Below are 25,996 nucleotides of genomic sequence, written 5' to 3' on the forward strand. Positions count from 1 at the left end.
TCCCGAGGCGGCGTTCTCGCGGCAAATCCTTGGGTTGTCGGGGCGCGGACCCATCCCATTTCGGGCCGACAGAGGTGACGATGTCGGTGTGACGACGGATATTCACGGTTTCTTCGAGTGCCGGATGCGCAGCGACCCCCTCGACCGCTGGCGCGGCGTGCTGGAGCTGCGGGACGTGTACGGCGGACGGTCCGACCCGGCGTTCGGCTGCCTGTTCGGCGTGCGCGAGCGGCTCGGCTTCCGGCCGGTCGCGGGCGGGCGCGGGCTGCCGCTGGACGCCTCGCCGCAGACCCGTGCCGCGCAGCACGAGGGGCTGTCGGGGCACACCTGGATCGGCTGGCAGGAGCTGGCGGGCATCGACTGGGACGAGCCGTCCGAGCGCCCCGACAGCCGCGTCCGGCACTACCGGCGGCGGGACGACGGGACGCTCGAGCTGGTCGGGACCTACCTGTGGGACACCCCCTTCACCGGCCGGGTGGACGTCGCGGAGAGCGAGGGCGGCGCCGCCGACTGGACCGAGCGGCGCGAGTGGACCGACGGGAGCACGGTGTACCGGGCCGACCGGGCGCGCCGCCGGGACGCGATCGACGACACGACCTGGAACCCGGTCTGGCGGATCATGGAGGTGCTGGCGGACGTGCACGGACCCGCCGCCGTGCGGCTGGTGGTCTGGTTCGGCTGAGCGGCTCCCTCCATCTGTCCCAAGCAAATGCTTGGTGCTACCGTGGGCGGCCGAGCCCGAGGGAGGCCACGGTGGCGGAGACGGTGATGCGCGCGGCGGTGCTGCGGACGTTCGGCGAACCCCTGGAGATCGCCGAGGTGACGGTCGCGGCGCCGCGCGCGGGCGAGGTGGCGGTGCGGATCGCCGCGTCCGGCGTGTGCGGCTCCGACATCAAGGCGATGGACGGGAAGAGCCCGGTGGTGCGGCACCTGCCGTGCGTCCTCGGCCACGAGAGCGCGGGGGTCGTGGAGGAGGTCGGGCCGGGCGTGGTGAACGTCCGCCCCGGTGACCACGTCGTCATCGCCATGAACGGCCCGTGCGGGCGCTGCCGCGCGTGCGCGCGAGGCAGCGCCCACCTGTGCTCGGGCAAGACCAGGATGTCGTCCATCATGGGCGTCTTCCCGGACGGCTCGACCCGCCTGTCCCTCGGCGGGGAGACCGTCCGGCCGTACATCGGCATCGGCGCGTTCGCCGAGCGCGCCGTCGTGACCGAGGCGATGTGCGTGAAGGTCGCCAAGGACGCGCCGCTCGACCTGCTCGCGCTCACCGCCTGCGGCGTCGTCACCGGGTACGGCGCGGTGATGAACACCGCGCGGGTCGAGCCCGGGACGAGCGTGCTGGTGGTCGGCTGCGGCGGCGTCGGCCTCAACGTGATCCAGAGCGCGGTGCTCGCCGGGGCGACCACGATCATCGCGGCGGACGTCGTCGAGTCGAAGCTGCGGCTGGCCGAGGAGTTCGGCGCGACGCACACGCTGCTGGCCGACGACCTCCCGAAACAGGTGGCCGACATCGTGCGCGGCGGCGCGGAGTACGCGTTCGACGTCACCGGCGTCCCCGAGGTGCTGGCCAAGGCGTTCGCCGCGACGCAGCCCGGTGGGACGACGGTCATGGTCGGCTCCCCCGCCGCCACCGAGGACCTGCGGATCCCGCCGGGGCAGCTGTTCGCCTCCCGCCGCCTGATGGGCACCCAGGGCGGTGACGCGACCCCGGCCCGCGACCTGCCGATCCTCGCCGACCTGTACCGGCGCGGACGGCTCAACCTGGACGGACTGGTCAGCGAGCGCGTCCCGCTGGAGCAGGTGAACGAGGCGGTCGCGCACGTGCGCGGCGGCGCCGTCGCCCGCTCGGTCGTCGTCTTCGACTGACCCCCTCCGGGCCGTCCGCGGGGGCGGCACGCCTCGTCCGACGTGCTCGTTCACGGTAAATTGCCCTGTCGGCACCCCCGTCCGTCTGGAGAACCGTGAACGAGCTTCCGCCGCCTCCGCCCGTGCCGTCCGGCCCCCAGCAGCCGTCGGACGGCCTTCCCCCACACGACACGCCTCCGCAGGACACCCCGCCGCCGTACGGGCCGCCGCCGCACCCCGCCCCCTACGGCGCACCGGCCGGTTACGACCCGCGGTACGGCTACGGCCCGCCCGGTGTCCCGCAGCACCCGTCCGGCCAGGGCGGCATGGTGACGTCGGACGAGACGAACATGGTGATCCTCAGCTACGTGCTGATGCTGTTCGTCGGCTTCCTCGGGCCGCTGGTCATCTACCTGGTCAAGAAGAAGACCTCGCAGTTCGTCCGGTACCACGCGGCGCAGGCGCTGAACTACCAGCTCACGATGCTGATCCACCTGCTGGCGCTCGGCACGGTCTGCGCGGTCCCGGCGATCATCGCCAAGAACCCGGCGTTCCTGATCCCGCTGGTCCTGGTCTACCTGGAGCTGCTGGTCGGCGGCTGGGTCTTCCCGATCCTCGGCGCGATATCCGGAGGCAAGGGCAAGTGGACCAGGTTCCCGACGTTCTTCTGCTTCCGCATGATCCGCTAGCCGCGGAGATACGAGGCCGCGTACCGGTCGAGGACGGGCAGCACCGCGTCCTGCCCGCCGCCCGGGACGCGCAGCACGACCTCCTCCACGCCGAGCCCCGCGAAGTACTCCAGCTTGCCGGGCGTGGGCACCGTCCCGAACGGGACGACGCGGGCCATCGGACGTCCAGCGGCCTCGCACGCGGCGCGCAGGGCGGGCAGCGCCTCGCGGACGCCCGCGCCGCCGATCGGCATCCACCCGTCACCGTACTCCGCGACCTGCGCGAACAGCGTCGGGCCGGGTGTTCCGCCGAGCAGCACCGGCACCCGGGCGGCGGGTTTCGGCCATGACCAGCTCGGCTCGAACGACGCGTACTCGCCCTTGAACGCGGCCTCCTCCTTCGTCCACAGCTCGCGCATGGCGAGCAGGTTCTCTCGTACGCGCGCGCGTCGGGTCGTCCAGTCGACGCCGTGGTCGGCGGCCTCCTCGCGGTTCCAGCCGTAGCCGATGCCGAGGACGACGCGTCCGCCGGAGATCCGGTCGAGCGTCGCGACGGCCTTAGCGGTGACGACCGGGTCCCGCTGCGCCGCGAGCAGCACACCCGTGCCGAGCGTGATCGTGCTGGTCAGCACGGCCGCGGCGGCGAGCGCGACGAGCGGGTCGGGGATGCGGGCGTAGTCGTCCGGCAGGGCGTCGGTCCCGTACGGCGACGGTGTCGTGCGGGCCACCGGGATGTGGGTGTGCTCGGGCAGGTAGAGCGAGGCGAAGCCGCGTTCCTCGGCGGCGACGGCCAGCTCGTGCGGCGGCATCGTGCGGTCGGTGGCGAACATGGTGATCCCGAGACGCATCCGGGCTCCCCTCCTGAGCGTTCCCTGGGCGGCGCGACACGCGTCACACTGTATCCACAAACCAAGCGATTGCTCGGCTTCCATCGATTGATGTAGCGTGCGCTTGTTCGGTCAATCCGAGGAGGTCGGGCCGATGCCGTTCGCACAGCTCGGCGACGTGCGGGTGTTCTTCACCGACGACCCGCCCGCCGCCGCGGACCGGGAGCCGCGCGCCACGCTGCTGCTCGTCCACGGCTACGGCGCCGACTCCGACGACTGGGTCTTCCACCTCCCCGGCCTCGGCAGGCGGCACCGGATCGTCGCCCCGGACCTGCGCGGCCACGGCCTGTCGTCCGCGCCGGGCACCGGCTACGCGCCCGGCGACCTCGCGGGCGACCTCGTCCGGCTGCTCGACCACCTCGGCGTGACCGAACCCGTCGTCGCGATCGGCCACTCCCTCGGCGCGATGGTCGTCAGCGCCCTCGCCGTCGAGCGCCCCGGACGCGTCCGCGCCCTGGTCTGCGTGGACCCGGCGTACGGCCAGTCCCCCGAGGTCGCCGCCGCCTTCCCCGCGATGTACGCGGGCCTGCGCTCGGGCGACCCGTTCCCGACCGCGCTGGCGAACGAGGACTGGTGCCACACGCCCGCCTCACCGCCCTGGCTGCTCGCCTGGCACCGCCGCAAGATCCGCGCCACCGCCCCGCAGGCGCTCGCCGAGGCGTTCCCCGCGATGTACGAGGGGGACGCGGCGTTCGGCCTCCGCCCGCACGGCGACGCCTACCTCGCCCGCCGCGCCTGCCCGGTGCTGTCGTGCTGGTCGGACGCGCAGGCCGGGTCGGCCGCCTGGGAACGCGGCCTGTTCCGGCACCCCGCGTCCCGCGCCGAGGTCTGGCCCGGCGGCGGCCACCGGCTGCACGCCGAACGCCCCGCCGAGTTCACCCTCGTCGTCCGCCGCTGGCTGGACGGGCTCGACCGCACCCCACGCACCCCGCCGGACGGCATGGTCACCGGCTCGGTCCCGCCGTCCTCCGCCTCGCCCTCTTCCGTCCCGACCGAACCCGCTCGCTAAGGAGACGCCCGCGTGAAGTTCGCGATCTTTCTGAACCCGCAGATCCCCGGCTCCGGGTGGGCCGCCGAGGAGAACGCCAAGGCCAGGCGGCCGATCGGACGGGACCGCGAGTCGTACCAGAAGCTGCTGCACGAGGTCCGCGAGATCGCCGTGCACGCCGACCGGATCGGCTTCGACGCCCTGATGATGACCGAGCACCACTTCCACTCGGAGGGCTTCGAGTTCTCGGTCAACCCGCTGATGTTCCTGACCGACCTCGCCGCCCGGACCGAGCGCATCCTGCTCGCGCCGCTCGGGCTCGTCCTGCCCACCTGGGACCCGATCCGCGCCGCCGAGGACGTGGCGCTCCTCGACCACTTCTCCCGGGGACGGCTGCGCCTCGGCGTCGCGCGCGGCTACCAGGCGCGGTGGGCGAACGTCCTCGGCCAGCGCTGGCACGCCGCCGCGGCCCGCTCGGACGGCTCCAAGTCCGACAACCGCAACTTCGACGTGTTCGGCGAGGTCCTGAAGATCATGAAGCTGGCCTGGGAGCAGGACAGCCTGCGCTACAAGAGCGACGTCCTCGACTACGAGGTGCCCGCGCCCTACGAGGGCCTGGAGGGCTGGCCCGCCCAGGAGTGGACGCGGACGTTCGGCGCGCCCGGCGAGATCGACGACGAGGGCGTGCTGCGCTCGGTTTCGGTCTGCCCCAAGCCCTACCAGGACCCGCATCCCGAGCTGTGGCAGCCGTTCACCGTGTCCGACCGCTCGGTCGTCCGCGCCGCGCAGGAGGGCATCCTGCCCTGGATGTTCACCCCCAACCCGGACGAGCACGCCAAGAAGGCGAAGCTCTACCAGGAGGAGTGCGCCAAGCTCGGCCGGGCCTACAAGCTGGGCGAGCACACCGGCATCCTGAAGATCGTCGGGATGGCCGACACCCGCGAGGAGGCCATCGCCACCTACGGCAAGGGCATGCAGAAGGACTTCGCGTCGTTCTTCGGCCCGTTCGGCTACCTGGAGGTCCTCCGCACGCAGGAGGACGACAAGCACAAGCCGATCTCGCCGGAGAAGGGCGACTACAAGCGCATGGCCGACGTCGAGATGGCGCTGATCGGCGGCCCGGACGACGTCAAGCGCGGCATCCAGCGGATGCTCGACCGGATGCCCGACCTGGAGTGGTTCGGGCTGTTCATGCAGGGACAGCAGGGCGTCCTGCCGCTGGACACGGTCAAGCGGAACCTGGAGCTGTTCGCCACCAAGGTCATCCCCGAGTTCCAGGACTGACGGCCGTGGAGTTCTGGCTCGGCGCGTCCTTCGTGGATGCCGGCGAGTACCTGCCGCTCGCCACCGCCGCCGACCGGCTCGGCTACGACGTGGTCGCGATATCGGACCACCTGTTCCACGCCGACTACGAGGCGTCCTACCCCTACAGCGAGACCGGCGCGCCGCCCTACCCCGAGGGCACGCACTGGCCGGACGCGTGGGTCGCGATCGGGGCGATGGCGGCGGCGACCAGCCGGGTCCGGTTCGCCACCAACGTCTACATCGCCCCGGCCCGCGACCTGTTCACCGTCGCCAAGGCCGTCTCCACCGCCGCCGTCCTGTCCGGCGACCGGGCGATCCTCGGCGTCGGGGTCGGCTGGTGCGAGGACGAGTTCCGGCAGACCGGCCAGGACTTCCGGACGCGCGGCAAACGCCTGGACGAGATGATCCCGGCGCTCCGCGCGCTCTGGAAGGGCGGCCGGGTCGAGCACCACGGCCGGTTCTACGACCACGGCCCGCTGAGCATCGCGCCCGTGCCGTCCGAGCCCGTCCCGGTCTTCATCGGCGGCGACAGCGACGTCGCGCTGCGCCGCGCGGCCCGGATCGGCGACGGCTGGATCGGCAACCGCATCTACAAGGAGGACGACCTCTCGGACCTGCTGAGGCGCCTCAAGGGCCACCTCGCCGAGCACGGCCGCGCCCTGGACGACCTCCAGATCATCGCGCCGATCGCGAAGCGCCCGAGCGCCGACCTCTACCGCAAGTGGCGCGAACGCGGCGTCACCGGCACGCTCGCCGCGCCCTGGTGGATGCCGACCGACGAGGAGAAGGCCCGCCTCACCGGCGCCGACCTCAAGATCGCGAGCATGGAGCGGTTCGCCGAAGAGGTCATCCAGAAGATGTGATCAAGGAGAGACCAGCCGGGCGACGGCGCGCACGGGGGCGCCGTCGCCCGTGGCCGCGTCCTGCAGCCGCAGCGGGAACAGCGTCACCTCGGCGGGCCCGGTGATCCGCTCCAGCCCGGTCAGGTTCTCGCAGATGACGCCGGACGCCCCGAGCAGCACCCGGTGCGCGTCCAGGGAGTCCGCCGGGTCCACGCTCGCCGCGTCGACGCCGACCGTCCGGACCCCGGCGTCGATGATCGCCGAGGCCGTCTCCGGCGCGAGGTAGGGGTGGGACGTCCAGTACTCCTCGCTCCCCCACCACTCCGACCAGCCCGTACGGACGAGCAGCACGACACCGGGGCGCAGTCCGTCCGGCAGCAGCCCGGGGCCGATCACCCGGCCCGCCACGCCCGTCGCGTCCATGATCACGACCGGGCCGGCGAACCGCTCCAGCGGCAGCTCCGGCAGCCGGGGCAGGGCGTCGTCGATGTGGAACGGCGCGTCCACATGGGTCCCGGACTGCGAGCCGAGGTGCAGCCGCGCCACGTTCGCGCCGTCCGCCGGAACGGTCAGGGCGGTCTCCGCCCGCACCTCCGGATCGCCGGGATACACCGGCATGCCGCTCTCCACGGGGTGCGTGAGGTCCACGAAGGTCATGGGCACATCATCGCGTCCGATAGCGTTCGCGTGTGCTACCGCTCGTAACCGCCATCCGGTACGTGACGCCGCTCCGTGAGGGCGGGTCGCTGCCGGGCGTCGTCGAGGCCGACGACCTCGGCACCTACGTCATGAAGTTCCACGGGGCCGGGCAGGGCCGCAAGGCCCTGGTCGCCGAGGTGATCGCCGGGGAGCTGGCGCGCAGGCTCGGCCTGCGCACCCCGGAACTGCGGGTCATCGACCTCGACCCGGTGATCGGACGGCACGAGCCCGACCCCGACGTCCAGGACCTGCTCAAGGCCAGCTCCGGCTGGAACCTCGCGGTCGACTTCCTGCCCGGCTCGCTCGGCTTCGACCCGATCGGCTGGACGCCGGACCGGATGTTCGCCTCCCGCGTCCTGTGGTTCGACGCGTTCATCGGCAACGTCGACCGCAGCTGGCGCAACCCCAACATGCTGGTCTGGCACAGGGACGTCTGGCTGATCGACCACGGCGCGAGCCTGATCTTCCACCACGCCTGGGCCAACGCCGACCGGCTGTTCGCGGGCCCCTACGACGTGGACGACCACGTCCTCACCCCGTTCGCCGGACGCCTGGCCGAGGCGGAGGCCGAACTCCTGCCCAAGATCACCCCGGATTTGCTGCGCGAGCTGACCGAGCTCGTCCCGGACGCCTGGCTCGAGGGTGAGCCCGGCTTCGGGTCGGCCGACGAGGTCCGCGAGGCCTACGTCCGCGTCCTGACCCGGCGGATCGCCGACCCGCGCGACTGGCTGCCGTCCCTCGAGGTCACCGACCGGCGTCCCCACACCGAGGAGCGGCGCGGCGAGCGGCGTCCCGGCTGGCTGGGAGGCCCCGCGTGAACGCGGTCCGGCCGAGCACGGCGAACGTGGGCGCGACGGCGTCCGGCAAGCAGGTCTTCGAGTACGCGACGCTCCGCGTGATCCCGCGGATCGAGCGCGGCGAGTCCATGAACGTCGGGGTGATCGTCTACTGCCGCGCCCTCGACTACCTGGGCTGCGCGACGCGGGTGGACGAGCCGCGCCTGCTCGCGCTCGACCCGTCCCTCGACGTCGACGGCGTCCGCAGGGCCCTGGCCGCCGTCAGCGGGTTCTGCCTGGGCGGGGAGGAGGCGGGGCAGGCCGCCGGGGAGTCGCCCGGCGGGCGGTTCCGGTGGCTGACCGCCCCGCGCAGCACGATCGTCCAGCCGGGGCCCGTCCACGCGGGCCTCACCGGCGACCCGGCCGCCGAACTCGACCGCCTCCTGACGCTCCTGGTGGCCTGACCAGGCCCCGGGAGCGGGCTCAGACTGCGGGCTCGGCCAGCGGGCTCAGAACAGGATCGACATGAACTCGCCGACCTCGGCGAACCCGACCCGGCGGTAGGCGGCGCGCGCCCGGACGTTGTAGTCGTTGACGTAGAGCGACACGACCGGCGCGATCGACCGCAGCGACTCGTCGACCAGGGCCGCCATGCCCGCCACCGACAGGCCCTGGCCGCGCAGGTCGGGCGGCACCCACACGCCCTGCACCTGGCAGGCGTGCGGGGTGACCGCGCCGACCTCGGCCTTGAACATGACCCGGCCGTCCTCGATCCGGGCGAACGCGCGGCCGGACCTGATCAGCTCGGCGACCCGCGCCCGGTAGAGCACGCCGCCGTCGCCGGAGTTCGGGGAGACCCCGACCTCCTCGGTGAACATCGCCACGCAGGCCGGATAGACGAGATCGAAGTCGGCCATACCGACCCGGCGGACCCCCGGATCCACCGGGACGGACGGGGTCTGCGAGGTGGCCATGACCGGCTGGAGCCCGCGCACGGCGCGCGGCGGGCCCCAGTACGGGCCGAGGATCTCCCAGAGCCCGGTCACGGCGGTGACCGGGCCCACGATGGACGAGCAGCGCCGGCCCTGCGCCTGGGCGCGTTCGGCGAACGCGCGCACGGCGTCCGGGCCGGCGTTGACCGGGATCAGGTTCGCCCCGGCGTAGCAGAGCGACACCAGCCGCCCGTCCCGCTGGTAGCCCCACATCTGCGCCCCGAGCCGCCGGGGGTCGAGCCCTGCGGCGTGGACGCGCGAGCCGACGAACACGTTCGCGACGGGATCGGCGTCCAGGATGCGCAGCGCCTCGTCGCGGTGCCGGTCGTCCAGCACCCGCACCGGCGACGCCCCCAGCATCCGCATGGCTATCGGGCCGCCATCACCGTTGTCAGCACCACGTGTCCAAGACTAGATCCTGCTCCCGACCGGTGCCGACACCGGTCCGGCGACCTGGGCGCGGACCGACCCGCGGACCGGGTCGCGGAGCCGCTTGGCGGCCTCGCCGGGGCCGGGCGGCTGCGGGGCCCTGCAGGTGGTGTTCGGCCGGGGCAGGGCCCCGGTGGCGAAGTAGCGGGCGACGGCCCCGTCCACGCACTGGTCGCCGTTCAGGGTGACGCCGTGGATCCCGCCACCCGCCTGCACCAGCAGCCTCGAGTTCGGCAGCAGCCGGTGGGTCTCCTCGGCGCCGTTGAACGGGGTCGCGGCGTCCTCGGTGCCCTGGACGAGCAGGATCGGCGTCAGGTTCGCGGGCCCGTGGGCCCTCGGCGGCGGGCCGCCGTGCACCTTCCAGGTCGCGCACGGGGCGTTGTACCAGGTGTTACTCCAGGTCTCGAACGTGTATCCCTCGCGATAGAGCCGGACGCTGTCGTCGTGCCACCTCTTCCAGCCGCGCGGCCACGCGGCGTCCCGGCACTGGACGGCGTTGTAGACGGTGTAGTCGTTCTGGTCGAGGAAGCCCGGCTTCTGCCACGCCGCGGCGAGCGGCTTGGAGTCGCCGCGCCGGAACGCCGACAGCGCCCTGGCGTGGCCCGGCCAGCCGAGGTTGCTGTAGCCGTCGGACAGGAACGTGTCGTCCAGCTCGCTCCCGCCGACCCGGCCGTTCAGCGGGTGGGCCTTCAGCGTGGTGCGGATCTTCCGGTAGGCGGCGGCGACCGTCTTCTCGTCGCGTCCCAGGTGGTACACGGAGTCATAGCGGGCGATCCAGGCGAAGTAGGCGTGGATCCGCTTCTCGAACGCCACATCCTGGTCGATGTTGTCGTCGTACCAGACGCCGCTCGGACGGACGACGCTGTCCAGCACCATCCGGCGCACCCGGCCCGGGTGCGTCGCGGCGTACACCGTCCCCAGGTAGGTGCCGTACGAGTAGCCCATGTAGTTGATCTTCTTCTGGCCGAGCGCGGCGCGGATGTCGTCCAGGTCGGCCACCCAGTCCGCGGTGCCCATGTGCGGCAGCAGGCGCGGGTAGCGGCGGGCGCAGTCGGCCGAGAACCGCGCGGCGCGCGCACGCCAGGCGTTCTCCTCCGCCGCGTTCGCCGGGGTGGTGTCGGCGCGCGGACGGCCCGGGTCCTGGTAGGACTGGTCGCAGACCATCGCGGGCTTGCTGCCCCCGACGCCGCGCGGGTCGAACCCGATCCAGTCGTAGGCGGCGGCGACGCGGCGCGGCATCCCCAGGGAGAACAGCGTCGGCATGTCGCGGCCGTGCGCGCCGGGCCCGCCGCGGTTCAACAGGACGACGCCCTGCGAGCGGGCCGCGGTGTGCCTCGCGCGGGTCAGCGCGAGGGTGATCTTCTCTCCACCCGGACGGGCGTGGTCGAGCGGCACCCGGACGGAGCCGCACTCCAGGCCGCGCAGCTTGCTCTTCTCGACCGGGTCGTTCTGGGGGCAGGGCCGCCAGGTGACCGCCTCGCGGGCGGCGGCGGGAACGGACAGGACGGCGAGGACGGCGACCGCCGCGGCGGCCCCGGCCGTCGCGCGGTGGACTATGGGGTTGCGCACCCTGGAGTTCTACCGGCCGGGTCCCGCCCGGCCCGGTGATCGGCGAATCCCGCGTTTCCGGGCGAAGCACGAGGAAGCCGGGGAAGGCGGACCCGCAGGTCAGGACGGCGAAACGGGGCCGCCCCCGAAGGAGCGGCCCCGTCAGCGCCCGGCTGTGCCGGGATCTAGCGTTCGCCGAAAATCAGCGGTGTCCGGACGTCAGAGACGGCCGACCGGGAGGTCCTTGCCGCCGTGGACGCCCGCGGAACGCATCTGCTGCGTCGGGTTCGGGTTGTTCAGCGCCGGGTCGGCCTTGCAGGAGTCGTCCGCGCCGGGACGGCCCTTCGGCAGCCAGCCGGTGGCCAGGTACTTGCCGACCTTGTCGTCCAGGCACTTGTTGCCGTTGAGCGTGTTGGCGTGGGTCTTGCCGCCGATCTCCAGCAGCAGGCGCGACGACGGGAAGCGCTTGTGCATCTCGTAGCCGCCCGCGACCGGGGTCGCGGCGTCCAGGGTGGACTGGACGAGCAGGATGCCGCCCAGGCCCTTCTTGCCCTGGAGCTTCAGCGCCGGGCCGCCCTTGAACGGCCAGTACAGCACCGGGGCGTTGTACCAGACGTTGCTCCAGGTGTTGAAGCGGTTGCCCTGCTTGACGAGCTTCTTGGCGTCGCTCTTCCACTTGGCCCAGCTGCGCGGCCACGCGGCGTCGGCGCCCTGGACGGCGTTGTAGACGGCGAAGCCGTTGTCGTCGTCGCCCGGGTCGACGCTGTCGAGCAGCGGCTGCGGGTCCTTCTTGACGATCCACGCGGACAGGGCCGCGGCCGGGTCCTGGTAGGCCGAGGTGTAGTAGCCCGCGGACAGGACGATGTCGTCCAGCTCGTCACCGCCGACGACGCCGCCGATCGGGGACTTCAGGGCGGCGGCGCGGGTCTTGTAGTACAGCGCCTCGACGGCCTTGCCGGACTTGCCGAGGTGGTAGACCGAGTCGTACTTGGCGATCCACCCGAACCAGAGCTTGATGTTCCGCTCGAACGCCTTGTCCTGCTCGAGCTGCGCGCCGTACCAGACGGTCTTCGGATTGACGTTGCCGTCCAGCACCATACGACCGACGCGCTTGGGGAACATGGTCGCGTAGGTCGCGCCCAGGTAGGTGCCGTAGGAGAAGCCGTAATAGTTCGTCTTCTTGGCGCCCAGGGCCGCGCGGATGCTGTCCATGTCGCGCGCCACGTCGGTGGTGCGCAGGTGCGGCAGCAGCCAGCCGAACTTCTTCTGGCAGTCCTGCGCGTACTTCTTGGACTTGGCCAGCCAGTACTTCTCGATCTTGGCCGAGGTCGGGGTGTAGTCCGGGCGCGGCGGCTTGGCGTAGTGCGCGTCGCAGGTCAGCGCGGGCTTGCTGGACCCGACGCCGCGCGGGTCGAAGCCCACGAAGTCGTACTGGGCCGCGGCGGCGCCCTGGCCGACGCCCTTCATCCAGCGCGGCAGCTTCTCGGAGTACAGGTAGCCCGAGCCGCCCGGACCGCCCGGGTTGCCGAGCATGATGCCCTGGTACTTCTTGGTGTCGGTGTGGTGCGTCCGCGAGATCGCGATCTGGATCTTCTTGCCGTTGGGCTTGGCGTAGTCCAGCGGGACGGTCACGAAGCCGCAGTCGGCCTTGGCCGCGATCAGCTTCGGGTCGGTGCACTTGACCCAGCTGACCTTCGGCTTGGCCGTGGTCTGCGACGGGGCCGCGACGGCGGCGGACGCGGTGCCGCCGATGCCCACCACCGCGGTGGCCGCGGCGATGACGATCTTCTTCATCCAGAGGTCCTTCGGAACGGGGCGCGCCCCGCCTCGGTGGAGGCGGGGCGCGCCGTCACGTGGTGTTCGGCGCCGTGGTCCGCGGTCAGCGGATCTTGGGCAGCGCGAGCTCGGGCATGCCGGGGACGGCGGTCAGCGACTTGGCCGACACGGCGGTCGGGTCGGGGTCGTTGGTCGCCGGGTTGGCGTCGCAGGTGTCGTCGACACCGTGGGAGCCCGCCGGGACGGAGGCGGCGTCCAGGTACGACACGGCCTTGGTGAACAGGCAGAGGTTGCCGAGGCTGTTGGCGTGGGTCTTGCCGCCGACCTCGACGAGCAGGCGCGAGTTCAGCTCACGGTGCTGGACGAGCACGCCGTCGTAGGGGGTCGCGGCGTCCAGGGTGGACTGGATCAGCAGCGTCGGCGTGGCGGTCTTGCGCGCGTTGATCCGCAGCTTCGGGCCGCCGTTGAACGGCCAGTAGAAGATCGGCGCGTTGAACCAGACGTTCGGCCAGGTGTTGAAGCGGTTGCCCTGCTTCACCAGCTTGACCGCGTCGTTGTGCCACTTGTTCCAGTGGGTCGGCCAGTGCGCGTCGGCGCCCTGGACGGCGTTGTACACCGCGAACCCGTTGTCGTCGGAGGTGTCGCCCTGGCGGTCCAGGAGCCCCTGCGGGTCCTTGCCGACGATCCACGCGGACAGCGCGTCGGCGACCGGGACGTACTCACTGGTGTAGTACGGCGCCTGCTGGACGATGTCGTCCAGCTCGTCCGGGCCGATGGTCCCGCCGATGGGGGCCTTGGCGGCAGCGGCGCGGGCCTTGTAGTAGTTGTCCTCGACGGCCTTGGCCGTGGTGCCCAGGTGGTACTTGGAGTCCCACTTGGCGATCCAGCCGTTGAACAGCTTGAAGTTCCGCTCGAACGCGCGGTCCTGGTCGAGCTGCGTGTCGTAGAAGACGCGGTCCGGGTTGACGTTGCCGTCCAGGACGAACTTGCCGGTCTTGCCCGGGAACAGCGTCTCGTAGGTCGCGCCCAGGTAGGTGCCGTAGGAGAAGCCCCAGTAGTTGAGCTTCTGGTCCGGGCCGAACGTGCGGCGGATCTGCTCGACGTCGCGCGCGGCGTCGGTGGTCCGCATGTGCGGCAGCATCCAGCCGAACTTCTCGGTGCAGTCCTGCGCGTACTTCTTGGACTTGGCGAGCCAGGCCGCCTCCTCCTTGCGCGAACCCGGGTTGTAGTCCGGGCGGACCGGCTTCTGGAAGTCGCTGTTGCAGTGCAGCGCGGGCTGGCTGTACTCGACTCCGCGCGGGTCGAAGCCGACCAGGTCGTACTTGGCGGCGAGCGCCGCGTAGCCGCGCTTGTTCAGCAGCAGCTTGAAGTAGGGGCCGTAGACCAGGCCGCCGCCGCCGGGGCCGCCGGGGTTGAAGGTCAGCACACCGCGGTAGTCCTTGGTGTCGGTGTGCTTGACCCGCGACACCGCGATCGAGATCTTCTTGCCGTTCGGCCTGGCGTAGTCCAGGGGGACTTCCAGCTGGCCGCACTCGGCGCCCGCGGCCTTGTAGTAGGCGGCGTAGCCGTCGGTCGGGCAGGAACCCCAGGTGACCTTGGACGCGTCCTTGGCGATGGGCGCGGTCGGGCCCGGGTCGGCGACCGCGGCCGTCGCGGCGCCGCCGACGCCGAGCACGGCGGCGGTCGTGATCAGGAGGAGCTTCTTCACCAAACCCCCTCGGCCGGGGCGCACCGCACCCCTTCGTGGGGACGTGTGTGGGGGCGGCCCCCGGCATCGCTCCGTCAACAGTTAGGCAGATTGTGCTGTTTGGGCCTGTTCTGACGGGAGAGCCCGATGTGAGTAGATATCAAACTGTGATCAGGACGCGGGAACACGCTGCGCGTTCCGGACGTCACGCCGCCGCGCGCGAGCCCGTCCGATATCAGCCCGGACGGCCGTGGCCCCCGCCGACGAGGGGTCGGCAGGGGCCACGGATCCGCAGGTCACAACGCCGCCACAGCGGCGACGCCGCGACGGCTTACTTGGTGATGTCCAGGCCGAGCGGCTTGAGGGACGCGCCCTTCAGGCCGGCGCTCGCCGGAGGCGTCGGGTCACCGGTCGACTTGACGTAGGTCAGGCCCGCGGACGGACGCTGCCCGGTCAGGAAGTAGGCGTCCCACACCGCGTCCACGGCGAGGTTGCCGCGGTGCACGATGCAGTGCGTCCGGCCGTCGGACTCGACGAGCATGCGCGAGCCCTTCAGCGCCCGGTGCAGCTCCAGCGCGCCCGGGTACGGCGTCGCGGCGTCGTTGGCGGCGTTGAACATCATGATGTTCGACGGCAGCTTCTTGACGTGGCGGACGTCCACCGGCGTCCCGGCCTTGGCGGGCCAGTCGATGCACGGCGTGTTGTACCAGGCGTTGCCCCAGGTCAGGAACGGGTGCTTCTTCTGGATCTTGTCGTTGTCGCGCTGCCACTTCTTCCAGCTCGTCGGCCACTGCGCGTCGGTGCACTGGACGGCGCTGTAGCCGAAGTAGCCGTTGTCGTCGGACTCGCCGGTGGTCTGGCCACCGAACGCTCCGGCGAAGCCGGCCATGTCGCCCTGCTTGTAGGCGGCCAGGCCGTCCGCGGACGGGAACCAGAAGCTCGGCAGCCGCCGGTACGCCGCGCCCTGGATGGTGTCGGTCAGCGAGTCGGAGGTGACCATGCTGACGTCACCGGTCTCGGGGTCGGTGTAGGAGACCGGGTTCTTGGCGAGCTTGCCGCGCAGGTCGTAGAAGAAGCTCCGCACCTGCTGCTGCGTCGTGCCCAGGTGGTACTTGGAGTCCCACTTGGCCAGCCAGCCGAAGTAGTAGTCGATGTTCCGGTCGAACCAGATGTCCTGCTGCAGGTTCGCGTCGTACCAGACGCCGGACGGGCCGATGTTGCCGTCCAGGGACATGCGGCCGACCTTGTCCGGGAACAGCGCGGCGTAGACCTGGCCCAGGTAGGTGCCGTAGGACGCGCCGTGGTAGTCGAGCTTGGGGCTGCCCAGCGCCCGGCGGATGGACTCCACGTCCCTCGCCGAGTCGATGGTCTTGTCGTGGTCGAGCAGGCCGACCTTGTCGGCCTTGCCGCAGTCCTCGGCGTACTTCTTGGTCTTGGCGAGCCAGACCTTCACCGAGGCGGGGTCACCGGTGCCGTAGTCCGGACGCGGCTCCAGCTGGTACGACAGGTCGCACTGGATGGCCGGGACGCTGTGCCCGATCCCGCGCGGGTCGAACCCGACGAAGTCGTAGGCGTCCTGCATGGCCTTGCTGCTCTGGTTGAACACCCGGCCGCCGAAGTAGGCGCCCGAGCCGCCGGGGCCTCCCGGGTTGACGACCATCTGGCCCATGGCCGCGCCGGAGCCGGTGTGCGGCGTGAAGGTCACCTCGAGGGTGATCTTGGTGCCGTTCGGCTTGGCGTAGTCCAGCGGCACGCTGAGCTCGGCGCACTTGATGCGCTTGGAACCCTGCGCCTGAGCGGTGTCGGTCGCCGACACCTGCTTGACGATGTCCGCCGCGCAGGCGTGCCAGGCGAGGGCCGACGCCGGTTTCGCCGCCCCCTGGGCGGCTGCGGCCGTAGCGAGCCCGGCGAGCCCCAGGCCGGCCACCGCGGCGACCGTGACGAGTCGTTTCACGGACCACTCCTCCTTCGAACCCCCGCAGAGGGAGTCCTGAAATGGACGTTCCGAGCGATCTTCGTCAACGGGACATATGGGAAGTCAGCTGCCAAATTGTGTTGTATCCAACTCGAGCCCCCGCCGAGACCCGATCGAGACCGGCTCGATCCAGGACACTGGGGCTGAATCGGTGGTAAGGGGCGGTCCCAAAACGGAACGGGCCCCGCCTCCGAAGAGACGGGGCCCTGCGTGGAGCTGCGCGCGGAAGCTCCGCACGAGACCCCACACGGTGTTCCGCGTGCGGACGTCGCCTACTTGATGACGTCGTTCAGCAGGCCGCCGGAGACGGCCGCGCTGCGCATCCCGGCGGGCGGGGTGGGGTCACCCAGCTGCGGGACGTGGACGGTCCGCTTCGCCGGCAGCTTCCCGGTCAGGAAGTACGCGTCGAAGTAGGAGTCCACCGCCGACGAACCGCGGTGCACGATGCAGTGCGTGCGGTCGCCGTCCTGGACCACCAGGTGCGAGCCCTTGAGGCGGCGCTGCATGTCCTGCGCGCCCTGGTAGGGGGTCGCGGCGTCGGCGGTCGCCTGGAACATCAGGATGTTCTTCGGCAGGTTCTTCACCGCGCCGACGTTCACCGGCTTGGATGCCTTGGCCGGCCAGCCGAGGCACGGCGAGTTGAACCAGACGTTGCCCCAGGTCAAGAAGGGGGCCTTCTTGTTGATCCGGGTGTTGTCGGCGTGCCACTTCTTCCAGCTCGTCGGCCACTGCACGTCGGTGCACTGGACGGCGTTGTAGACCGCGAAGGAGTTGTCGTCCACCGCACCGCTCGTCGCACCACCGAAGGTGTCGACGAAGGCGGCGACGTCGCCCTTCTTGTAGGCCGACAGGCCCGCGGCCATCATGTTCCACATGCCCGCGCTGCGGCGGTACGCGGCGTTCTGGATGGTGTCGGTCAGGCTCGAGGAGCTGACCGCCGCGCTCTTGTCCGCCGAGTAGACCGGAGTCTTGGCGAGCTTGGCGCGCAGACCGTAGAAGAAGGAGCGGACCTCCTTCCGGGTCTTGCCCAGGTGGTACACGGAGTCGTACTTGGCCACCCAGCCGAAGTAGTACTCCATGTTGGCGTTGAAGGCGATGTCCTGGTTCAGGTTGGCCTTGTACCAGGCGTCGGACGGGCCGACGACGCCGTCCAGGACCATGCGGCCCACCTTGGTCGGGAACATGGTCGCGTAGACCGAGCCCAGGTACGTGCCGTAGGAGGCGCCGTAGTAGTCGAGCTTCTTGTTCCCGAGCGACAGGCGGATCGAGTTGAGGTCCCGCGCCGAGTCGATCGTGCGGATGTGCTTCAGCAGGCCGATCTTGTCGGCCTTCTTGCACGCCGCGTCGTAGGCGTAGGTGCGCTTCAGCCAGACCTTCACCGACTTGGCGTCGCCCGTGCCGTAGTCCGGACGCGGCTCCTGGTTGAAGGCCGTGTCACAGCTGAGCGACGGCTTGCTCGCCCCGACGCCGCGCGGGTCGAACCCGATGACGTCGTAGGCGGCGCGCATCGCCGGCGAGTTCTGCGCGAAGACGCGGGGGCCGAAGATGCCGCCCGCGCCGCCCGGGCCACCCGGGTTGACGACGATCTGGCCCTTGGCCTTGCCGGTGCCCGTGTGCGGGGTCTTCGTCACGAACAGGCTGATCTTGGTGCCGTTCGGCTTGGCGTAGTCCAGCGGAACCCGGAGCTCACCGCACTGCACGATCTTCGAGACCGGGAAGATCGGGTCGTAGTTCGCCGCGACCGTCTTGACGAAGTCGTCGGAACACGCGTGCCACTTGACCGCGGACACCTTGGCGGCGCCCGTGTCGGCCGTGGCGGCGGTGGCGGCGACGGCGCCGAAGGCGGTAGCGCCCAGGCCGGCCGTCGCGGCCATGATGACGAGTCTCTTCACAGACCACTCCTCCACACCGGACCCTCGAATAGGTCCGGTTCACGGTGATTCGCCCGAAATTTTGGCGATCACCGAGGTCGCGGAGGTAGTACGTAGGCGTCGATCGTTGTTACATGGTTGCCTTTTCGTGATTTTTGCCTCGTAGATGAGCGAAAGGTAAATATCACCATGAACGCGAGGAGCCCCTGGGATCTCCCAGGGGCTCCTCGCGCGCTTCGGGGGCGGTATGGGCCGCCCCGGCGTCAGCTGACCGTGACGGTCGCGCCAGGGCCGCTCACCGAGCCGTCCTCACCGATCTCGAGGCCCATCTCCTCGGCGATGCGCATCGCCTCCTCGATGAGCGTCTCGACGATCTGCGCCTCGGGGACGGTCTTGACGACCTTGCCCTTGACGAAGATCTGGCCCTTGCCGTTGCCGGACGCCACGCCCAGGTCGGCCTCGCGGGCCTCGCCCGGGCCGTTCACCACGCAGCCCATGACCGCGACGCGCAGCGGGACCGGGAAGCCCTTCAGCCCGGCCGTGACCTCCTCGGCCAGCGTGTACACGTCCACCTGCGCGCGCCCGCAGGACGGGCAGGACACGATCTCCAGGCCACGCTGCTTCAGGCCGAGGGACTCCAGGATCTGGGAGCCGACCTTGACCTCCTCGACCGGGGGCGCCGACAGCGACACGCGGATGGTGTCGCCGATGCCCTGCGCGAGCAGCGCGCCGAACGCCACCGACGACTTGATCGTGCCCTGGAACGCCGGACCGGCCTCGGTCACGCCCAGGTGCAGCGGGTAGTCACAGGCCGCGGCCAGCTGCCGGTACGCCTCGATCATCACGACCGGGTCGTTGTGCTTCACCGAGATCTTGATGTCCCGGAAGTCGTGCTCCTCGAACAGCGAGCACTCCCACAGCGCCGACTCCACCAGCGCCTCAGGGGTGGCCTTGCCGTACTTCTCCAGCAGCCGCTTGTCGAGGGACCCGGCGTTCACGCCGATCCGGATCGGGACGCCCGCGTCCTTGGCCGCGCGGGCGATCTCGCCGACCTTGTCGTCGAACTTCTTGATGTTGCCCGGGTTCACCCGGACCGCCGCGCAGCCCGCCTCGATCGCCGCGAACACGTACTTCGGCTGGAAGTGGATGTCGGCGATCACCGGGATCGGCGACTTGCGCGCGATCGCCGGCAGCGCCTCCGCGTCGTCCTGCGACGGGACCGCCACCCGGACGATCTGGCAGCCCGACGCGGTCAGCTCCGCGATCTGCTGCAGCGTGCTGTTCACGTCGGCCGTGAGCGTCGTGGTCATCGACTGCACCGACACCGGGGCGTCACCGCCCACCGGCACGCTGCCGACCATGATCTGCCGGGACTTGCGACGCTCGCCCAGCGGCCAGGCCGCCCCGGCAGCCTCCTCTTCGCCGCCCCGGATCGTCGGAATACCCAGTGAAACGCTCATCCCTCTCCTCACGCTCTCGCCCACCCAAGCCTAAGTGCCTGTGGTGGGTGACGTGACGCGGATGGGTGACGAAGTCGGTCACTCTTTGTAGCTATTCCGTGTCATCCGGGTATCTGCAGCGGGTTGAACAGGTCCGCGATGATCAGGAGCAGTCCGAGCCCCACCAGGATCAGGACGGCCAGATAGGTGATCGGCATGAGCTTGGTCATGTCCACCGTCCCCGGGTCGGGCAGGCCCTTCCTCCTGGCCAGCCACGCCCGGGTCCGCTCGTAGGCCACGACGGCCAGGTGCCCGCCGTCCAGCGGGAGCAGGGGCACCACGTTCAGCGCGCCCAGGAAGACGTTGACCGACACGACGAGCTGGAGGAACAGGAAGGTCTTGTCGCGGGCCGTGCCGTGCGAGGAGAAGATCTGCCCGGACACCTCCGTGGCCCCGACCACACTGCCGACCTGGCCTCCGGGGGTGCTGGCCCGGTCCGGGGAGAACAGGTTGGGCAGCGCCTTCGGGAGGTCCACGACGACCTGGCCGACGGCCTTGAGCATCGCGCCGAGCGTCCGGCCGCCGTAGCCGAGGGCGGCGACGGGGCCCAGGCGCTCGTAGCGCCGTCCGACGATCTTGGACTGGACGCCGATGAAGGGCTGGCCCGAGACGCCGGCCAGGGTGACCCGGACGGTCGTCTCCCCGCCGCCGCGCCGGACGACCACCGGGACGGTCTGCCCCGGACGGGCCCTGTCGAGCGCGTCCCGGAACCGCGCCCAGTCGGAGACGGGCGTCCCGTTGAAGACCACGACGCGGTCGCCCGCGCGGATCCCGGCGGCCTTCGCGGGCGACACCGGACGCCCCGCGCAGGACGTGGACGCGCCCGCCGGGACGCAGTCGCTCACCGCCTCGACGGTCGAGCTCGCCGTGCCCGGATGCAGCTCGCCGACCGTCATCGCGGTCACCGCGAGCAGCAGGAAGGCGAACACGAAGTTCACCACCACGCCCGCCGAGATCACGACGGCGCGCCGCCCGGCGGGCTGCCGGTAGAAGGCCCTCTCCCGGTCCTCCTCCGGGATCTCCTCCAGAGGCGTATAGCCGATGATCCGGACGAACCCGCCGAGCGGCAGGGCCTTCACGCCGTACTCGGTCTCGCCGCGCCTCCGGGACCACAGCGTCGGGCCGAACCCGACGAAGTACTGGGTGGCCTTCATGCCGAACCGCTTGGCGGTCAGGAGGTGCCCGCCCTCGTGCAGCATGACCGACACCAGCAGCGCCACGACGAAGGCCACGGCGCCGAGGAGAAAGGCCATCCGCGGGGCCCCCTTCGGGCGGACGCGCCGCCGGGGCCGCTCCCCCGGTCAGCCGGTCTGGGTCAGCGCGCGGGCGCGCTCCCTGGCCCACGCGTCGGCGGCGAGGACGTCCTCGACGGTCAGGTCGTCCGCCGGGCGGGCGTCGCGCGCCGCGTGCTCCTCCACTACCCGCGCGATGGTGTCCACTATCCCCAGGAAGGGCAGGGTTCCCGCCCGGAAGGCCTCCACGCACTCCTCGTTCGCCGCGTTGAAGACCGCGGGGAACGTGCCGCCCTCGGCGCCGACGTGCCGGGCCAGCCGGACGGCCGGGAACGCCTCGTCGTCCAGCGGGAACAGCTCCCAGGTGTGGGCGCGCGTCCAGTCCACGCCGGGCGCGGCGTCCGGGACGCGGTCCGGCCAGTCCAGGCCGAGGGCGATCGGGAGCCGCATGTCGGGCGGGCTGGTCTGGGCGAGGGTCGAGCCGTCCACGAACTCCACCATCGAGTGGATGTAGGACTGCGGGTGGACCATGACCTCGATCCGGTCCATCGGCACGTCGAACAGCAGGTGCGCCTCGATCACCTCGAGGGCCTTGTTCACCAGGGTCGCCGAGTTGATCGTGATGACCGGGCCCATGTCCCAGGTCGGGTGGTTCAGCGCCTGCTCGACGGTGACGTCGGCCAGCTCGGCGCGGGTGCGGTCGCGGAACGGGCCGCCGCTCGCGGTCAGCACCAGCCTCCGCACCTCCTCGGCGGTGCCGCCGCGCAGGCACTGCGCGAGCGCCGAGTGCTCGGAGTCGACCGGGACGATCTGCCCCGGACGGGCGCGCCGCTTCACCAGCGGGCCGCCGACGATCAGGGACTCCTTGTTCGCGAGCGCGAGGGTGCGTCCGGCGTCCAGCGCGGCGAGCGTGGAGGCCAGGCCGAGCGCGCCGGTGACGCCGTTCAGGACCACGTCACAGGGCAGCGCGGCGACGTCGGCGACCGCGTCCGGACCGGCGACGATCTTCGGGATCGGGTAGTCGCCCGCGCTGTACCCGCGCCGCTGGGCCTCGGCGTAGAAGGCGAGCTGGAGGTCCTGCGCGGCGGAGGCCCGCGCGACGGCGACCACCTCGGGCCGGAACTCCAGGGCCTGCTCGGCGAGCAGGTCGACCCGGCCGCCGCCCGCCGCGAGGGCGGTCACCCTGAACCGCCCGGGGTTGCGGCGGATCACGTCGAGGGCCTGCGTGCCGATCGACCCGGTCGAGCCGAGCAGCACCACCTCGCGGAGCGGGGCGCCGCCGGGAGCGCCGCCGGGCGTCCGGTCGGGGCGCTCGCCGGGGTCTCCGGCCGGGTTTCCAGTCGCGGTTCCAGTCACCGTCCCATTGTCGGCCATGACCGGCCACGCCGTGGACGGCCTTCGCGGAAGCCGCACGACGTCGCCACAAGGCGGAACGGCCAAACCCGCCCATCGCCCCTGACGGGCTTTGTCCAGTTATGCCACTATTCGTGTCAGCTCGCCCGGCATACCGTCCGCAGGCGGGCTTCCACTCGCATCCCCGTCTCCAACCCCGACACGAGGAGACCCGATGGGACGCCACCCCCTCCGCCCCGACCCCCGCCGCACCCCTCGCAGGATCGTCCTGGCGCTGCTCGCGACGGCCGCCGTCGTGCCCCTCGTCGCAGGCCCCGCCTCCGCGGATCCCGCGCCCACCGCGCCGCGCGACCGGGGCCCGACCGCACCGATCGCGACGGCGCCCGACCCGACCGCGCCGTTCGCCCCCGGCCCCACCGCGCCGGTCGTCCACCCGCTGGCCACGACCACCGCGTCCCAGCAGGCGGTGGAGCGGTTCTGGACGCCGGAGCGGATGCGCTCGGCCACCCCGATGGACACGCTGACCAGCTCCAGGAGGATCACGCCGGAGCAGGTCAAGAAGGGCGTGCCCGCCGTCGTCCAGTACTCGCAGCCGAACGGCGGCTCCGCCTGGACGGGCGGCGGCGCGATCACCAGGACCGCCGGACGCGTCTTCTTCACCTACCAGGGCAGGACGGCGTCCTGCTCGGGCGACGCGATCACCAGCACCAACAAGAGCGTCGTGATCACCGCCGGGCACTGCGTCAAGCTGGACGGCGCCTGGCACACCAACTGGACGTTCGTCCCGGGCTACAACAACGGCAACGCGCCCTACGGCACCTGGGCCGCCGCCAAGACGCTGTCCACCCCGCAGTGGACGGCCAGCGAGGACATGAACTACGACGTCGGCGCGGCCGTGGTCGCCCCGCTGAACGGGCAGCGGCTCACCGACGTGGTCGGCGGCCAGGGCATCGCGTTCAACCAGGCGCGCGGCCAGGTCATGTACGCGTTCGGGTACCCGGCGGCCTCCCCCTACGACGGGACGAAGCTGATCTACTGCTCCGGCACGGTCATCGACGACTTCCTGATCAGCAACGACCTCGGCATCGGCTGCAACCAGACCGGCGGCGCGAGCGGCGGGCCCTGGTTCCTGAACTTCAGCGAGTCGGCGGGCACGGGCGTCCAGAACTCGGTGAACAGCTTCAAGTACAACTTCCTGCCGAACTACATGTTCGGTCCCTACTTCGGCACGGACGCGCAGAACCTCTACAACACCGCCCAGTCGTCCTGACGGGCGGCCGGACCCGGGCGCACGACCACGTGAGCTGACGGGACCGGCGCGGCGCGTCCTGGGAGACCGCGGGCCATGCGCTCCCGCTCACTCGTCCCCGCCGCCGCGCTCCCGGTCCGCGCGGCCCCTGCCGACCGGTCCGCCGCCGGGCGTCTCCCTGCCCGGCGCGGCCCGCGCGGGTCGCGGTTCACGAGGTCGTGAGCGTCCACCGCCGGACGGGCACTCGCACACTGGCCCGTCCGGCGTCCGTCCGCCGGGCCCGGACGACGCGTCAGTTCCAGCCCGCGACCGGGAGGGACAGGACGAACGCGGCGCCGCCGCCGGGGGCGTCCTCGACGGTGAGGGCTCCGCCGTGCCGGACGGCGATCTCCCGCGCGATCGGCAGGCCGAGGCCGCTGCCCCCGGCGTCCCGGCTGCGCGCGGCGTCCAGCCGGGTGAACCGGTCGAAGATCCGCTCCCGCTCGCCCTCCGGCACGCCCGGCCCGTCGTCGGCGATGGTGACGACGGCCCGTCCGTCCTCCGCCCGGACCGTCACCACCACCTTGGAGTCGGCGTGCCGGTCGGCGTTGGCCAGCAGGTTCACCAGGGCCCGGGCGAGCTGCAGCCGGTTGGCGACGACCATGACGTCCGGCTCGGCGTCGACCACGACCGGGACGCGCGGATCGCGCCGCCGGTGCTCGGCCCGGACCAGCTCGCCCACGTCCAGCACCGAGCGGGCGGGCTCGACGCCGGAGTCCAGCCGGGCGAGCGCGAGCAGGTCGTCCACGATCTGGTGCAGCCGGTCGGCGTCGCGCAGCGCGTCCCGCATCGTGCGCTGCGGGTCGGTGCCCTCGGGATCGTCCAGCGCGAGCTCGAGCCGGGCGCGCAGGCCGGTCAGCGGGGTGCGCAGCTCGTGCGAGGCGTCGGAGGTGAACCGGCGCTGCTGCGCGACCGCGGCCTCCAGCCGGTCCAGGGTCGCGTTCACAGTGGCGGCGAGCACGGCGATCTCGTCCCCCGTGTCCGGCTCCGGGACGCGCCGGGACAGGTCGGACGCGGTGATGTCGGCGAGCCCCCGCTCGATCCGGCGGACCGGTCGCAGCGCCCGGCCGGCCGCCCGCCACACCCCGGCCGCGACCAGGCCGAGCACCGTGGCGCAGAGCAGGCCGAGGACGAACTCGGGGACGAGGCTGCCGACGAACCACGGCTCGGGGATCGCCGCGTACACCGTCGCCTCGCCGTACGCGGCGGTGACGACGTCGTAGCCGACCACGACCGCGCAGGCGCGCGCGATCTGCCGGTCGTCGCAGATCCGGACGTCCACGCGGGTGTCGACGCGTTCGGGCCGCGCCCGGGTCATCGGCGGGCGGCCCTTCAGGACGGCGGACGCGGCGAGCACCCGGTCCGTCCTGTCGTCCACGATCTGGATCGCCGACGAACGGCCGTACGGCGGAACGGGGTCGGCGAGCCTCCCGGCCGTGGCGGCGACGGCGACGCGCCGGGCGGCCTGGGCGGCCTCGTCGTGCACCTGCGCGCGGGCCACCCACTGGAGCATGAGGCCCGCGGCGGCCACCAGGATCGCCAGCAGCAACCCGGTGCCGAACGACGCGGCGATCGTGACCCGGCTCCGGATGGAGCGCGGGCGAGGCCACCGGGCGCCCCTCCCGCGAGGCGCCTCCTCCGTCGGCCCAACCGCCCCGGCCCCCATGTCTCCTTTGTAGGCCGGGGCCGTCCAACACCCGGCAAAGGCACCCTCCCGGACCGTTCCAGGGCCGCGAAGTCTCTACCGGATGCCCACCATTTCCGCAGGTCACGACACGGATGGACGGGAGATCGGCACATCGATGCTTTGCCGGTACTTGCACCGCGCGTATCCGATACAACACAATCGGCGATCTATAACTGAAGTTACGTGATCCCGACTCCCGCCACGGGGGGAATGGCAATGGTTCCGCAGGGCGAGCTGAGGTTCGATCCCAGCGCGCTGAGCGCCGCGCAACGTGAGGGCGACGCGTGCGTCGTCTGCCACAAGAGGTGGCCACGTCCGCGTGTGCGCGTCGGTCGACTGCCGGACGGCCGGGAGGTGGTGGCGTGCGACGACTGCGCGCCCGTCCTGCCCGTCCCGCGCAGCCGGCCGAGGACGACGCGGAACGACGGGGAGCGGGACACGGACGCCGAAGGACCGGTGGTGGAGCCGGCGTCGGCGACAGCGGCGGCCGTCGAGTAGGCCGCCTCGCAACTGGAGTTCTCTCCAGGAGAGGGTGACCCGGAGATTCGGGGGGAGATCCGGGGCCACCCCGCAAGGGCGCGCCCGGCTGGGGGCGGTCGGGCGCGCCACCCCTCGACCGAGCCCCCCTCTTCCGAGCCCCTTTCCGGGG

At 71.7% G+C, this 25,996-nt stretch carries 22 protein-coding genes; 10 read left to right on the forward strand and 12 right to left on the reverse strand.

The genetic code is table 11. The features are described 5' to 3' along the window. The first annotated feature begins 88 nt into the window (after positions 1-88). From P696_RS0108870 to P696_RS0108880, 3 genes are all read left to right on the forward strand, one after another. On the forward strand, positions 89-682 hold the full coding sequence (locus P696_RS0108870; RefSeq protein WP_026412070.1) for a hypothetical protein: 594 nt from the start codon (positions 89-91) through the stop codon (positions 680-682). An 86-nt stretch (positions 683-768) separates the two neighbouring features. Then, on the forward strand, positions 769-1,866 hold the full coding sequence (locus tag P696_RS0108875) for an alcohol dehydrogenase catalytic domain-containing protein (protein WP_026412071.1): 1,098 nt from the start codon (positions 769-771) through the stop codon (positions 1,864-1,866). 95 nt (positions 1,867-1,961) lie between these two features. Continuing rightward, positions 1,962-2,534 carry a DUF4870 domain-containing protein gene (locus P696_RS0108880; RefSeq protein ID WP_034483498.1) on the forward strand — a complete coding sequence of 191 codons (573 nt, stop codon included), beginning with the start codon at positions 1,962-1,964 and terminating at the stop codon, positions 2,532-2,534. On the opposite strand, the gene P696_RS0108885 is transcribed toward P696_RS0108880, so the two are convergent. Next, positions 2,531-3,361 (reverse strand): TIGR03619 family F420-dependent LLM class oxidoreductase, encoded by an 831-nt coding sequence (locus P696_RS0108885; protein WP_026412073.1) that lies wholly within the window; start codon positions 3,359-3,361, stop codon positions 2,531-2,533. The genes P696_RS0108880 and P696_RS0108885 overlap by 4 nt on opposite strands. A gap of 133 nt (positions 3,362-3,494) precedes the next feature. Here P696_RS0108885 and P696_RS44180 point away from each other — a divergent pair, with 133 nt between their 5' ends. Genes P696_RS44180 through P696_RS0108900 form a run of 3 tightly spaced genes read left to right on the forward strand, consistent with a single transcriptional unit; the run spans position 3,495 to position 6,556 of the window. Then, positions 3,495-4,409, forward strand: a complete 915-nt coding sequence (locus P696_RS44180) for an alpha/beta fold hydrolase (RefSeq protein ID WP_064743936.1) — start codon at positions 3,495-3,497, stop codon at positions 4,407-4,409. A gap of 12 nt (positions 4,410-4,421) precedes the next feature. Further along, positions 4,422-5,672 (forward strand): LLM class flavin-dependent oxidoreductase, encoded by a 1,251-nt coding sequence (locus P696_RS0108895; RefSeq protein WP_026412074.1) that lies wholly within the window; start codon positions 4,422-4,424, stop codon positions 5,670-5,672. A 5-nt stretch (positions 5,673-5,677) separates the two neighbouring features. After that, positions 5,678-6,556 (forward strand): TIGR03619 family F420-dependent LLM class oxidoreductase, encoded by an 879-nt coding sequence (locus P696_RS0108900; RefSeq protein ID WP_026412075.1) that lies wholly within the window; start codon positions 5,678-5,680, stop codon positions 6,554-6,556. Here the strand turns inward: P696_RS0108900 and P696_RS0108905 are convergent, their stop codons facing one another. Then, entirely contained in the window at positions 6,557-7,192 is a 636-nt protein-coding gene (locus tag P696_RS0108905; RefSeq protein ID WP_026412076.1) for a cyclase family protein, read from the reverse strand. A 32-nt stretch (positions 7,193-7,224) separates the two neighbouring features. Here P696_RS0108905 and P696_RS44185 point away from each other — a divergent pair, with 32 nt between their 5' ends. Further along, positions 7,225-8,052 carry a HipA family kinase gene (locus tag P696_RS44185; protein ID WP_034483502.1) on the forward strand — a complete coding sequence of 276 codons (828 nt, stop codon included), beginning with the start codon at positions 7,225-7,227 and terminating at the stop codon, positions 8,050-8,052. Further along, positions 8,049-8,474 carry a DUF3037 domain-containing protein gene (locus P696_RS0108915; protein ID WP_084337006.1) on the forward strand — a complete coding sequence of 142 codons (426 nt, stop codon included), beginning with the start codon at positions 8,049-8,051 and terminating at the stop codon, positions 8,472-8,474. Before P696_RS44185 ends, P696_RS0108915 begins: the two co-directional genes overlap by 4 nt. Positions 8,475-8,519: 45 nt before the next feature. Here P696_RS0108915 and P696_RS0108920 read toward each other — a convergent pair whose 3' ends face one another. The 9 genes from P696_RS0108920 to dxr form a co-directional block, all read right to left on the reverse strand. After that, positions 8,520-9,362 carry a GNAT family N-acetyltransferase gene (locus P696_RS0108920; RefSeq protein WP_026412078.1) on the reverse strand — a complete coding sequence of 281 codons (843 nt, stop codon included), beginning with the start codon at positions 9,360-9,362 and terminating at the stop codon, positions 8,520-8,522. A gap of 51 nt (positions 9,363-9,413) precedes the next feature. After that, positions 9,414-11,000: an alpha/beta hydrolase gene (locus P696_RS44190; protein ID WP_064743938.1), complete on the reverse strand. Its 1,587-nt coding sequence runs from the start codon at positions 10,998-11,000 to the stop codon at positions 9,414-9,416. Between the two features lie 198 nt (positions 11,001-11,198). Next, complete coding sequence (locus P696_RS0108930; protein WP_026412079.1) at positions 11,199-12,773, reverse strand: alpha/beta hydrolase; 1,575 nt, start codon at positions 12,771-12,773, stop codon at positions 11,199-11,201. Between the two features lie 85 nt (positions 12,774-12,858). Continuing rightward, positions 12,859-14,463, reverse strand: a complete 1,605-nt coding sequence (locus P696_RS44195) for an alpha/beta fold hydrolase (protein ID WP_170026349.1) — start codon at positions 14,461-14,463, stop codon at positions 12,859-12,861. A 310-nt stretch (positions 14,464-14,773) separates the two neighbouring features. Next, the gene (locus P696_RS44200) at positions 14,774-16,396 is read right to left on the reverse strand and encodes an alpha/beta hydrolase (RefSeq protein WP_034483504.1); all 1,623 of its coding nucleotides are present in this window, start codon (positions 16,394-16,396) and stop codon (positions 14,774-14,776) included. 293 nt (positions 16,397-16,689) lie between these two features. Beyond that, complete coding sequence (locus P696_RS0108945; protein ID WP_026412080.1) at positions 16,690-18,309, reverse strand: alpha/beta hydrolase; 1,620 nt, start codon at positions 18,307-18,309, stop codon at positions 16,690-16,692. Between the two features lie 242 nt (positions 18,310-18,551). After that, positions 18,552-19,748 carry a flavodoxin-dependent (E)-4-hydroxy-3-methylbut-2-enyl-diphosphate synthase gene (ispG, locus tag P696_RS0108950; protein ID WP_026412081.1) on the reverse strand — a complete coding sequence of 399 codons (1,197 nt, stop codon included), beginning with the start codon at positions 19,746-19,748 and terminating at the stop codon, positions 18,552-18,554. Between the two features lie 101 nt (positions 19,749-19,849). Then, entirely contained in the window at positions 19,850-21,040 is a 1,191-nt protein-coding gene (locus P696_RS0108955) for a M50 family metallopeptidase (RefSeq protein WP_026412082.1), read from the reverse strand. Positions 21,041-21,088: 48 nt separating this feature from the next. Continuing rightward, entirely contained in the window at positions 21,089-22,279 is a 1,191-nt protein-coding gene (gene dxr, locus P696_RS0108960; protein WP_026412083.1) for a 1-deoxy-D-xylulose-5-phosphate reductoisomerase, read from the reverse strand. A gap of 307 nt (positions 22,280-22,586) precedes the next feature. Here dxr and P696_RS0108965 point away from each other — a divergent pair, with 307 nt between their 5' ends. Continuing rightward, positions 22,587-23,642, forward strand: a complete 1,056-nt coding sequence (locus P696_RS0108965; RefSeq protein ID WP_051467073.1) for a trypsin-like serine peptidase — start codon at positions 22,587-22,589, stop codon at positions 23,640-23,642. A gap of 271 nt (positions 23,643-23,913) precedes the next feature. Here P696_RS0108965 and P696_RS0108970 read toward each other — a convergent pair whose 3' ends face one another. After that, positions 23,914-25,326 carry a sensor histidine kinase gene (locus tag P696_RS0108970; protein ID WP_051467075.1) on the reverse strand — a complete coding sequence of 471 codons (1,413 nt, stop codon included), beginning with the start codon at positions 25,324-25,326 and terminating at the stop codon, positions 23,914-23,916. Between the two features lie 231 nt (positions 25,327-25,557). Between P696_RS0108970 and P696_RS54075 the strand changes: the two genes are divergently transcribed. Further along, on the forward strand, positions 25,558-25,845 hold the full coding sequence (locus P696_RS54075; protein ID WP_084337010.1) for a hypothetical protein: 288 nt from the start codon (positions 25,558-25,560) through the stop codon (positions 25,843-25,845). Positions 25,846-25,996: the final 151 nt, after the last annotated feature.

Origin of the sequence: Actinomadura oligospora ATCC 43269 (assembly GCF_000518265.1) — a bacterium.
Lineage (GTDB): Bacteria > Actinomycetota > Actinomycetes > Streptosporangiales > Streptosporangiaceae > Spirillospora > Spirillospora oligospora.